At 41.0% G+C, this 11,402-nt stretch carries 11 protein-coding genes; 5 read left to right on the top strand and 6 right to left on the bottom strand.

Going from position 1 to position 11,402, the window contains the following annotated elements:
* The first annotated feature begins 367 nt into the window (after positions 1–367).
* The 4 genes from rsmG (at position 368) to AC5JMK_RS07010 (ending at position 3,810) form a co-directional block, all read left to right on the top strand.
* Complete coding sequence (gene rsmG / locus AC5JMK_RS07025; protein ID WP_096675946.1) at positions 368–1,123, top strand: 16S rRNA (guanine(527)-N(7))-methyltransferase RsmG; 756 nt, start codon at positions 368–370, stop codon at positions 1,121–1,123.
* Between the two features lie 148 nt (positions 1,124–1,271).
* Complete coding sequence (locus AC5JMK_RS07020) at positions 1,272–2,078, top strand: TPM domain-containing protein (RefSeq protein ID WP_495909725.1); 807 nt, start codon at positions 1,272–1,274, stop codon at positions 2,076–2,078.
* Positions 2,079–2,648: 570 nt separating this feature from the next.
* Positions 2,649–3,266, top strand: coding sequence for a precorrin-8X methylmutase (locus AC5JMK_RS07015; protein ID WP_096675944.1), 618 nt, complete (start codon positions 2,649–2,651; stop codon positions 3,264–3,266).
* A 160-nt stretch (positions 3,267–3,426) separates the two neighbouring features.
* On the top strand, positions 3,427–3,810 hold the full coding sequence (locus tag AC5JMK_RS07010) for a nuclear transport factor 2 family protein (RefSeq protein WP_096675943.1): 384 nt from the start codon (positions 3,427–3,429) through the stop codon (positions 3,808–3,810).
* 19 nt (positions 3,811–3,829) lie between these two features.
* Here the strand turns inward: AC5JMK_RS07010 and AC5JMK_RS07005 are convergent, their stop codons facing one another.
* The 5 genes from AC5JMK_RS07005 to AC5JMK_RS06985 all read right to left on the bottom strand — a co-directional run bounded on the left by AC5JMK_RS07005 (position 3,830) and on the right by AC5JMK_RS06985 (position 9,378).
* A complete protein-coding gene (locus AC5JMK_RS07005; protein ID WP_096675942.1) occupies positions 3,830–4,513 on the bottom strand; it encodes a DUF8619 family protein in 684 nt (227 codons plus the stop codon).
* Between the two features lie 62 nt (positions 4,514–4,575).
* Positions 4,576–5,412: a 4-hydroxy-tetrahydrodipicolinate reductase gene (gene dapB, locus AC5JMK_RS07000; protein ID WP_096675941.1), complete on the bottom strand. Its 837-nt coding sequence runs from the start codon at positions 5,410–5,412 to the stop codon at positions 4,576–4,578.
* Between the two features lie 163 nt (positions 5,413–5,575).
* On the bottom strand, positions 5,576–6,292 hold the full coding sequence (locus AC5JMK_RS06995) for a hypothetical protein (RefSeq protein ID WP_495909724.1): 717 nt from the start codon (positions 6,290–6,292) through the stop codon (positions 5,576–5,578).
* A gap of 215 nt (positions 6,293–6,507) precedes the next feature.
* Positions 6,508–7,413, bottom strand: a complete 906-nt coding sequence (gene thiD / locus AC5JMK_RS06990) for a bifunctional hydroxymethylpyrimidine kinase/phosphomethylpyrimidine kinase (protein WP_495909723.1) — start codon at positions 7,411–7,413, stop codon at positions 6,508–6,510.
* A gap of 342 nt (positions 7,414–7,755) precedes the next feature.
* Positions 7,756–9,378: an iron uptake porin gene (locus tag AC5JMK_RS06985; RefSeq protein WP_495909722.1), complete on the bottom strand. Its 1,623-nt coding sequence runs from the start codon at positions 9,376–9,378 to the stop codon at positions 7,756–7,758.
* Between the two features lie 379 nt (positions 9,379–9,757).
* Here AC5JMK_RS06985 and AC5JMK_RS06980 point away from each other — a divergent pair, with 379 nt between their 5' ends.
* A complete protein-coding gene (locus tag AC5JMK_RS06980) occupies positions 9,758–10,777 on the top strand; it encodes a metal ABC transporter solute-binding protein, Zn/Mn family (protein WP_495909721.1) in 1,020 nt (339 codons plus the stop codon).
* A gap of 70 nt (positions 10,778–10,847) precedes the next feature.
* Here AC5JMK_RS06980 and AC5JMK_RS06975 read toward each other — a convergent pair whose 3' ends face one another.
* Entirely contained in the window at positions 10,848–10,994 is a 147-nt protein-coding gene (locus tag AC5JMK_RS06975; protein ID WP_495909720.1) for a hypothetical protein, read from the bottom strand.
* Between the last annotated feature and the right edge of the window lie 408 nt (positions 10,995–11,402).

The raw sequence follows: 11,402 nt of genomic DNA, 5'->3' as shown, positions 1-11,402 counted from the left end.
GCCTGGAACTTTAGTTCTAGGCGGGATACAGTTTCAACATGAAAAATTTTGACTTCTGTGTACACCGCAGCGGGGAGGGAACTAAATCTTCCCCCCGTTCACGGGGGGATTGAGGGCAATACTGCTCGGATAAGACAAATCGATTGACATTTAAAACCTGTAGAGACGTTGCAGTGCAACGTCTCTACATGCCCAAAATTACGACGACAAATCCTTAACCGAGCAGTATTGGGATTGAGGGGGGTTCATTCGACTTTTGCAAGAGGTCTATTAATTTATAGAGAATGGGAGCATCCCAATTTGAAAAAATACTTTTAAGCACTAAAGTGCTTACTACAAACAAAAATGTTAAGGTAAGAGTGAAACTGTGAACGACTTAACCGCGCCTTCTTTACCAGAATTGCCAGATATATGGCAGCAAACTCTCAATTGGCAACCGACATCCGAACAACAGGTACAATTGCAGAGGTTGTATGAATTGATTTTAGAAGGTAATCAAAAGCTTAATTTAACCAGAATCACCGACGCCCAGGAATTTTGGGAGAAACATCTCTGGGATTCTCTGCGGGGAATTGCACCCTTACTAAGAAATGGGGAAAAAGATTTCACTTCATTACCGCACCACTTTATTGATATTGGTACAGGCGCGGGTTTTCCTGGTATTCCTGTTGCGATCGCACTGTCTGATTGCACTGTCACACTTGTTGATTCTACTCGCAAAAAAACAGCTTTTCTTGAACAGATTCTACCAGAGTTGCAGTTAGATAATACTAAAACACTAACTGGTAGAGTTGAGGAAATCGGTCAACAGTCCCAGCACCGCCAAAACTATGACGTAGCCATGATTCGCGCTGTTAGTAATGTATCAGTATGTGCGGAATACGCTTTGCCATTACTCAAACAAGGTGGTTTAGCCATAGTTTATCGGGGTAACTGGACAGAAGATGAAACTACGGCTTTGACGGATGCTGTGAAACAACTAGGTGGTGAAATAGAAGCAATAGATCAATTTACAACTCCATTGAGTAATAGTCTCCGTCACTGTTTGTACCTACGGAAAGTAGCACCCACACCAGCTAAATTTCCCCGTACTGTCGGTACACCCACACAAAAACCACTTTAATTTTGTCATTGGTCATTTGTCATTTGACTAAGTGACTAATGACTTAAATTAGATTAAAGTTAAAAAGTGTAAAGAATTATTCTGTTTTCCTCTCATCTTTTAAAACAACTTGTTCACCTCTACTGTAGATAATCGTATAAAAAAGTCCATGCAGCATTGTTTTTGGCGACGAATTCTGGTATTTGGTGCAGTATTTTTATTGGCAGGATCAATTTGGGTAACACATCCTCCCTACGCTCATGCTTACGACAATCCAGAGTTACTACCAGACACCCCAACCCCAGTCGTAGACTTAGCTAAATCCCTCAACTCAGTTCAAGAAGAAAATCTTGTTAAAAAGCTAGAACAATTTGAAGTTCAAACTGGCTGGAAGTTGAGAGTTTTAACTCAGTATGACCGTACACCGGGTTTAGCAATTAAGAATTTTTGGAAACTTGATGACAAAAGTGTTTTATTAGTTGCTGATGCCAGTGGTGGTAATATTCTTAACTTCAATGTCGGCGATGCAGTTTACAAGTTACTACCCCGCACGTTTTGGGTAGAATTACAAACACGCTTTGGCAACTTATACTTTGTACGAGAAGAAGGGGAAGACGGAGCAATCATACAAGCTCTAGAATCCATTGAAACCTGTTTGCGTCAAGGTGGTTGCCGTGTCGTTCCTGGACTACCAAGAGAACAGTGGATTCTGACGCTGATTAGCTCAATCATTGGTGGGTTTATTTGCGGTTTTGCGGCTCAACCCCGGCGTGAAGGACAAATTTTTGCTTGGCAATGGGCTTTAATTTTTTCTCCTCTGTGGGGAATCTTATTTATCGCTTTCGGTATTGGTCCAGTAGTAACTCGTACTTCCGATTGGATACCTTTAGTCCGTAATATCTCTGGTTTTCTCATCGGTGTATTAGTTGCTTACCTATCAAACTTTTTCAGTCGTTCTTCAACATCAGAACTGTAAACTGGTCATTAGACCTCTCGCAAAAGTTGAATTAACCCCCCTCAGTCTCCCCGAAACGGCTACGGTGTACACACAAATCTAGGTTGAGCGCATCTGTACCGCCTCGGAATAAATTCCGAGTCTCATAGCGCAAGTCCTCTGAAGAGGACTCAAAAAAAAGTTTGTTCCAGTCCACTTGAGTGGACTTTCGCTATGAGCCTGGAACTTTAGTTCTAGGCGGGATACAGTTTCAACTTATAATTCCCTTTGAACCCCACCCCGGTTTTGTCTAACACCAAAACCGCCCCTAAGCGCAAGCCTGCGGTGTACACAGAAGTCTTATAAAGTTGCCTAGTAGCGTTTTGATCCCCCCTAACCCCCCTTAAAAAAGGGGGAACTAGAATCAAAGTCCCCCTTAAAAAGGGGGATTTAGGGGGATCAGAGGATTTATGTGTACACCGCAGCCCCGCAAGCGGGGAGGGGATTAAGGGGTGGGGTGCAATGACTAATTGTTACAAATGACAAAGGACAAAGGACTAATGACTAATGACTCATTTAAGCTGAAAGCTGTTAGCTGAGTGCTGAAACGCAATGGAATGGCACATAACTGATGCTGAGAGTTTAGCAATAATTGATAGCGAAATTGGCGATCATGTCTTTTCACCTGCCGAGTATGAAATTGTTCGGCGAGTAATTTATGCTACTGCTGATTTTGAATATAAATCCTTGATTCGTTTTTCTGAACGTGCTTTGCAAGCTGGGGCAGCAGCGTTGGCTGCACGGACAACTATTGTCGTAGATGTGCCGATGGTACAGGTAAGTATTAACTACGAAATTCAAAGTACTTTTGCTAACCCCGTGTATTGCAGCATCGATACACTTACTCGTCCTCAAAAAGAAAAAACTCGTGCAGCTTGGGGAATTGAAACTTTAGCTAAACGTTATCCTGAAGGCTTATTTGTCATTGGTCAAGCGCAAACGGCTTTATCTACACTTGTTGATTTAATTGAAGCGGAAGAAATCAGACCAGCTTTGGTGATTGCAACACCAGCAGGTTTTATCAACACAGATAGCGATAAAGAACGCTTACGAGATTCTCTGATACCGAACATAACAATTGACAGTCGCAAAGGTGGCGCATTAGTCGCAACCGCGATTGTTGAGGGTCTAGTAGATTTAGCTTGGCAAGCTTACGGAAAAGCTAGGTGATCGGGGAGCAGCTACAAGGACACACCAGAGATCTGTTTCCACAATTATCTTTACATCACTTTACAAGTGTCCCATTTTGTCGTGAGGCATACCCATCTGCGTAAATTCGGTTTCTGCCCTTGATATATAGCAGTTTGTTGATATTCAGAAAAGAAACACCATGAATAAAATCAAAATAGTTGAAACTCAGATTATCAAGGCCGAAGAACAACTCAGACTGGCGATGCTTGCTTCTGATGTCAGCACCTTGAATGAACTACTAGCCCCTGAAATTATCATCACAAGTCATCTGGGAGAATTATTAACAAAACAAGATGATCTAGCTGCTCATGAATCTGGTTTGATAAAGATAAATGAGCTGAAACCTTCTGAGCAACATATTCAACTCCACACAGAGGTTGCAATTGTTTCAGTGCGAATGCAATTGTCTGGTAGTTATAATGGCAGGCCTGCAAATGGTGACTTTCGTTTTACGCGCGTTTGGGCTGTCTCTTCTAGCGGAAATTGGCATATCGTCGCTGCCCATATAGGTATGATAGTGTGACGCCCGATCCTCAATTTCTCTATTCCTCTACAGGGCGACGTTTGTGGGGTCTTTCTGAGGGGCGATCGCGTAAACGACGACTCACTTCCGGAAAATAATCTCGTCGCAAATAGGGATAATCATTTACCCATAAATCACGACTGGGAATATAAATATCGGTGATTTCTTCAATTCTGCTCAAATCTGGACGATTCGACATTACCACCATTTCTACTTTCTGACCACGGGCAATCACTTTATGCTCAACTCGTAATGGTGCTACAAGTTGAGCGCTAAATCCGCTTTCGTCACCCACTTCTAGATTTATTCGTTTTTCCCGGTTTTCGACTATGACTAAATCACCTTTGTTGTCAACGGTTTCTTGTTTACCAATCAATTCGTCTGTAATCCACCAATCCAAAACCCGACCACGAAAAAATCCACTATATTTGTAACGGCGACATTTGGCATTACGCATACTAGCCCAGAATATAGGCCCCCATAGCCAGTAAAAAGCACCAATTACTCCTAGCAAAAATATAATTGGGCCAAAACCAGGTATGGAAAAAAGTCTTGCTAGGACATAAACACCTGCAATGACAACAGAAATTAACAGCCTCTGTAAAAAATCTGGAAATTTTCCCCAATAATATTTGTACTGCTGACTAGTGGCAATTAAGGGGACAAGTTGATTAAATTTTTGGCGAGTCAGTGGGACAAGCATTCGGGTTTTGGATTTGGGATTTGAGATTTGGGATTTGGGATTTGGGATTTGAGATGAAAAACTTAAAGTATTTTCTCTAATCCATATACTAACGACTTTAACTGCAAGATTTTGCGAATTGCTAGTAGTACTCCTGGCATATAAGCAGCGCGATCGCTTGTATCATGTCGTAAAGTATAAATTTGACCAGGTGCGCCAAAAATAACTTCTTGATGAGCAATTAACCCTGGCAAACGTATACTATGAATTCTAATACCTTCATCTGCAACGCTACCTCTTGCCCCTGATAATTTCTCTGTTTCTTGAACTACTGCCGGATTAAATGTTTTACCCATTTCTGCTAACATTTGGGCAGTTTTAATCGCAGTACCACTAGGAGCATCAGCTTTTTGATGATGATGCAGTTCAATAATTTCTACGTGGTCAAAATATTGAGATGCTGTGACTGCGGCTTGTTGCAACAGTACCATACCAATACAAAAATTAGGAATTAGTAAGCATCCTGTACTAGCTTTATCAGCAAAAGCTGTCAAATCTTGAATTTGTTCGGGACTTAAGCCTGTAGTACCTACAACTGGACGAATACCGTAGGCGATCGCACTACGAATATTGTCATACACACAATCAGGATGAGTAAAATCTACAATCACCCCTGGTTGCATATGTCTTTCACCAGCTACGTAACCCAGCATCGGTTCCAATTGATTGGTAATTGGTACTTCTAAAGGTTCACTTAAACCAGCCAATTCGCCTGCATCTTTGCCTTGGTGTTCTGGACTTGTATCAATAGCACCCATAAGACTCATATCAGATGCTTGTGCTACTGCTTTAACCACCTCGCGCCCCATTTTACCAGCAGCACCATTCACAATTACAGGGATCAGATTTTGATTTGTCATAGCTGAAATTATGCTTTTATACCCAACAAGGGAATTGTATGAGAATTTGGAGTGGTTAGCAGATGCGAACGACCTACTCTAACTTAAAGCCACGCAAAATCCGTCTACGCCAGTACAGTAGTTATGGATAACAAGTTTTGATTCAGCAACGCCAGGATTTGAGTTAATGGTTCTGATGTTCAATGAAGGGACGCACAACCAAATAGCCAGCACCAAAACCCAAAAATATGATCAATACAATCATGAAAAAGAACCACCAGCTATTTACTTTTTCTGATTCTGATTCGCTGCTGGGGTAGGTGACAACTTGCTGCTGTTCTAAAAGCACTGCTTCTGACATGGATACAGGGATTTCCATTTCAGTATAGACAACAGGTGGACGTGGATGAGACTGCTGGCGCGACTGTGCTTTTTTTGCTTGAGGTTTATTATTCTTATTTATCTGCTGTTTACTAGTAGCAGGATTCTTTACCTGTTGATTACTTACTGCAAAATTCCCTGAAAATTCTTTAGTTTGGGCAAATATTTGTCGTTCCTCTGGTGGTTTGTGATTATTCCCTATTGATGTTGATGGAGATACCACCTCTACGTCTGCTGTGACTTGAGTTTGTGGAACCTGCTGAGATTTAGACTGACTAGAAGCATCAAGTAACTTTTGTAACTGTAAAACAGACTGGATTGCTTTGGCAATTTCTTGTCGTAGAAGCTGATTTTCTTGAGTTACTTGTGCTTGTTGAGCGTTAAGGGCGTTGATTTTTGCCTGTGCGGCTTGTAACTCTGCTGCCAAATCTCGATATACAGATAAGGGTACAGAGGGTGAATAATGCTGAGTAGTCGTACTAGGGGTATGACTATAAAAAGAGCCGTTAGCTGTTCGCATTTTTAGTTTAAAAGCAAATAATGATACAAACTAAGCCCAAGAATAATAGAAAAATTACTTGAGAGCAAAAGATTTTATAATTTAATTTGTGTTCGATGGTGGCTAAGGACAACTCAAATAAATCAAACAGTCTGCTGAAGAAGACTTTAGCTATGAGGGTCTTCCACTTAGAAAAAACGGGCAGGCTTCTTTGGATATTCCGCATGGCCCATTGATTAATAAAGGGGTTTATAAGCCTGCCCGTTTTTTTGGGGACAATGCAAATGAGACTGCGATTTCAATCGCAGGCTTTCATCATCGCCCGATCGCACCAACGGATAAAAATGTCCAACCGGGCCTTGCCCTTTACCAATATCTAAAGCATAGGATAGAGCATTAGTAACATATTTTTTTGCTTGCTGCACGGCTGTAAATAAATCATCACCACGCGCCAAATTAGCTGCGATCGCAGCTGATAAAGTACAACCAGTACCGTGAGTATTTTTTGTGTTTACCTGTTTAACAATCAAAGTTTCCAGTTTTTGCCCATCAAACCAAATATCGACACCCCGTCCACTTCCCGACATTCCACCACCCTTGACTAACACCACCTTCGCTTGGAATTTATCATGAATAATTTGGGCAGACTCACGCATATCATCGAGGGTATTAATTTGTAAACCGCTCATTATTTGGGCTTCGTAGCGATTTGGTGTGGCGATCGCAGCTAGGGGTATGAGTGTATGGCAAAGTATATTCACAGCCTCATCGTCTATTAATTGCGCTCCCGTCCGTGATACCATCACAGGATCAACCACCAAATTTTTAATTTCTAAAGCTTCTACCTGTTGGGCAACAGCTGCAATAATTTCTTTGTTGAGCAACATTCCTGTCTTTGCTGCTTGTACGCCGATATCTTCACATACAGCTTGGATTTGAGCAACAACCGCCTCTGGTGACATCGCATCAAAGCGCATCACACCCAAAGTATTTTGAGCTGTAACACAAGTGATCGCACTAGTACCGTGGACACAATGAAAAGCAAAAGTACGCAGATCCGCTTGAATTCCTGCACCACCACCACTATCTGAACCAGCAATAGTTAAAGCAACAGGTATACGAGATACTGTTTCGGCGTTCATAAAACCTCGTAGTGTTTCCTTAAATACAGTGCGTTCAAGATTATTTTCTTCTTAAGACCTCTTGCAAAAATATTTTTACCCCACCCTAACCCTAAGCGTAAACGGGGAGGGAACTAAATCTTCCCCCCGTTCACGGGGGGATTGAGGGGGGTTCATTCGACTTTTGCAAGAGGTCTTTAGGAGAGCATCCCAATTTATTTCAATATACCGCTAAGGATTTAATTTTTTAGCTAATAGCGCAAGTTGTCTTTATCCAACTCAAATAAATCAAACAGTCTGCTTCAGTGGACTTTAGCTATGAGCGGATTTTTTGAACATTTGGGATGCTCCCGTCTGAAAAACCTAGAAACTAAAGGTAGTTCTCAGTGCGCCAATGAAAACGTTATCATTGTCGCTGTTATGATCCGGTGCAGTGAGCCAAATCAAACCAGGAGTAATGGTAATGTTCTCGCTTAACTGATATTGGTAGAACGCCTCGACGTGATATGAGGTATCTTCGTCTTCGTCGATTTCATTGATGCTGGAATTAGTAACTTTCGGCTCCATACCAACTATAATACCTGCTACGCTACCTTTACTACCGAGGTCGGGAAATCCTAGAGTCACTGCCCAGTTCCAAATATCGAGTTTACCACGGTCAATTGTTCCTCCTTCGGTGGATAAGTTTTGAGCATTGGTGTAACCGACCCAACCACCCAAAACAAAATTATCATTGAGTTGATAAGTTGCTTCTAGACCATAGGAATTGCTGGAGAAAGGTACATCTACACCAAAATCAGAGTTCAAGAAGGATATTGGATTTGCTCGATTGCTACCAGCACCCAATTCCTGGTTGTAAGCATTGATGTAGGTTAAACCAACGGTTAAGCGATCGCTCGGTTGAAAGGTTAGCTGTGCAAGTGCGCCGTAAGGGCCATTAAACAAACCGTTACTACCGGATGGATCATTGGGTGAACTCGCCAAATACGCTAAACTGAGCGCTAATGTATTGCCAAAGTTTTGCGTGACACCCAAACCTGCACCATCCATTTGGTAATAAATTGGGTTGCGTGTACCAAAGGTCGATAATGCACCAAACGCGCCATCTCCATCAAACTGGTTGACTGTATTGGTAACGTCGTCTGCTGCACCTGCGTTAGCAATAGCAATTACTTCAGTGCTATCACCTAGGGGAAATTTGTAAAATAATGCATCTATAAAAGCATCAGTTGTACCATCTTCACCAGCAAAAAACAAATTACCTTCTGGTGTGCCAATATCTGGGTTGAGAATATTATTGGCTTGAATCCTGGTAAACAGAGTATCTTTCCCTGTGAAGCTGGTGTTAAATTCTACACGCGCCCTTGCCCCAAGGGTTGTATTGTTTCCTTTAGCATCCACACCATTGACATCATCTCCTCCCAGAACATCGGTAATTGCCATTACCACTTGTCCGGTTAATTTGGTTGTGGTGGAAAATTGATTTGCTTCTAATTCTGCGGTATGTGCTTCTAGTGTATCTACACGACCCCGCAGAGTCGCCAACTCTGCTGAAAATTCTTCTTGCAGTCTTTGTAGCGCGGCTAAATCTTCTTTTGTCACCAACTCTGATGTAGCGGTAGCGATGACTTCGTTGACGCGATCCAAACATGCATTTAAACCTGCGGCGAACTCATAACGCGTCATCGGCCGATTACCGCGATAAGTACCATTTGGATATCCAGCGATACAACCATAACGTTCTACCAGTGATTGTAAAGCTTGAAATGCCCAGTCTGTGGGTTGCACATCTGACAATTGAGAAACCGAAGTTACTTGACTTTGAACATTTTTGTTCTCAACGTTTTGGTTAGGAGTGACTACCAATTGCGGTTGAGTATTTTCTGAAGTCTTAATTGTTTCTCCTGCGAATGCAGTAGCATCAACCAGTAGGATGGCGCCGAGAACTGCTGGACTTACCAACACAGATTTCCAAAATTTTTGCATTTTTCCTCACACTAAATAAAAAAAGGCATAATGAAAATTACTAGCTCCCTAGCCTGAATAGTCACCAGCCTAAAGTGCTAACCACAAATCAAAGTATATTTTTGATAGATTACCACCCTGCTTGTTGAAAGCAGCTTTATTAAAAAGTATTCTCAAATAATCTACCAGTTATTAGGAATTTTTTAATTCAAAGTCTAGAAATCATAACCAAATAGCATAAGTAAACTTTGGAGCTATATATTACCCCTACACCCTTACACCCGCCTCAAAGAGCCTTGGTCAATTCTCAAACATTTCATGAGAATGATACTTATTTTAATCTATTAGGGGTAGAATAAGTCTCATTGTCAACTTCAAATCCTGGGGAGTTAGCAGGACTGTGACGCACATTCCTAGAGAAAGTAAAAAAAATAAACCCAAAGATATTATTGTATCTTTATTTACTTTGTTAGTTTTAATTACTGGAACTGGTTGTAATCAAACAGATACAACAGCCTCAGTCAATACAGAACAATCACCCCAAGCGCAGGAAACGGCATCCACACCTGCACAAAAATCAGGAAGAATTAAAGTAGTTGCAACGTTTTTACCGATGTATTGGTTTACGAAAGCGGTAGTAGGAGATACAGCAGATGTGACAATCTTAGTGCCTCCAGGAACAGAAGTGCATGAGTATCAAGCAACACCGGAAAATGTGAAAGCGATCGCCACAGCCAATGTATTAGTCAAAAATGGCTTGGGTTTAGAAGAATTTTTAGAAGCAACAGTTAAAAATGCTCAAAATTCAAAGTTAACACAAATAGATGCTAGTAAAGGCATTCAAGCTGTAGAAAGAATATCACCCGTTGTAGAAACAGGAAATCAAAATGAAGAACACGATCATGAACATGCTGGAGGGAATCCACACATATGGTTAGATCCTGTTTTGGCAAAACAAGAAGTTATTAATATTCGAGATGGCTTGATTGCAGCTTATCCTGCTAATAAAAATACATATGAAACAAATGCAGCAACTTATATCAAACAATTAGAATCTTTAAATAATCAATATCAGCAGACTTTACAGAAAAATCCTAACTGCACATTTGTCACCTTCCATGACGCCTATCCATATTTAGCTAAACGTTACAACCTTAAACAAGTTGCAGTAGTTGAAATTCCTGAAGATCAACTGACACCAACAGATGTACAAAAAGCAGTCAATGCAGTGAAACAGTATAAAGTCAAAGCTCTATTTGGTGAACCAGGAATAGATAACAAATTATTGACAAGTCTTTCTAAAGACCTGAATTTAACTTTACGTGAATTAGATTCATTGGAAACAGGTTCAACAGATCCGCAACATTATTTTCAGGCAATGCAAAATAATTTGCAAACTTTAGAAACAGCATGTAAGTAATCAGTTAACAGTTATCAGAATTAATTCTGAGGTGAACTCTTTTGCAATTCGCAAACTAAACTTTTGCAACTCACAAACTAGCTTTTGCAACTCGTAAACTAGCTTTTGCAACTCGTAAACTAGCTTTTGCGACTCGTAAACTAGCTTTTGCAACTCGCAAACTAAACTTTTGCGACTCGTAAACTAGCTTTTGCAACTCGTAAACTAGCTTTTGCAACTCGTAAACTAGCTTTTGCGACTCGTAAACTAGCTTTTGCGACTCGTAAACTAATCCTTTTTTTGTGATTTTCGGCAGAGAATTTATCTGAAACCTTCAGGACTTACGCAACTGGCATATTATTTTAAGTTCGTAGTGAGGACTTTATACCAATTCTCTGTAAAGCTGCACATTATTTTAACCCTTCCCAACCTCCCCTTACCAAGGGGAGGTGCCGAAGGTGGTGGGGTTCTTTCTATGCATCTTCATATGAAAATGGTATTAGTCCTCAAAATAAGGACTAAAGTCCTCATACCAATTCTCTGTAAAGCTGCACATTATTTTAACCCTTCCCAACCTCCCCTTACCAAGGGCTGCGGTGTACACAGAAGTCTTACAAAGTTGCCTAGTAGCGTTTTGATCCCCCCT

Source organism: Pelatocladus sp. (assembly GCF_059505505.1).
This window is presented reverse-complemented; position numbering and strand designations above follow the sequence as displayed.

Excerpts from the sequence above, each read along its gene's own strand:
- AC5JMK_RS06985 (WP_495909722.1), bottom strand. The coding sequence starts at position 9,378 with ATGCAAAAATTTTGGAAATCTGTGTTGGTAAGTCCAGCAGTTCTCGGC.
- thiD (WP_495909723.1), bottom strand. The coding sequence starts at position 7,413 with ATGAACGCCGAAACAGTATCTCGTATACCTGTTGCTTTAACTATTGCT.
- AC5JMK_RS06995 (WP_495909724.1), bottom strand. The coding sequence starts at position 6,292 with ATGCGAACAGCTAACGGCTCTTTTTATAGTCATACCCCTAGTACGACT.
- dapB (WP_096675941.1), bottom strand. The coding sequence starts at position 5,412 with ATGACAAATCAAAATCTGATCCCTGTAATTGTGAATGGTGCTGCTGGT.
- AC5JMK_RS07005 (WP_096675942.1), bottom strand. The coding sequence starts at position 4,513 with ATGCTTGTCCCACTGACTCGCCAAAAATTTAATCAACTTGTCCCCTTA.
- AC5JMK_RS07010 (WP_096675943.1), top strand. The coding sequence starts at position 3,427 with ATGAATAAAATCAAAATAGTTGAAACTCAGATTATCAAGGCCGAAGAA.
- AC5JMK_RS07015 (WP_096675944.1), top strand. The coding sequence starts at position 2,649 with ATGGAATGGCACATAACTGATGCTGAGAGTTTAGCAATAATTGATAGC.
- AC5JMK_RS07020 (WP_495909725.1), top strand. The coding sequence starts at position 1,272 with ATGCAGCATTGTTTTTGGCGACGAATTCTGGTATTTGGTGCAGTATTT.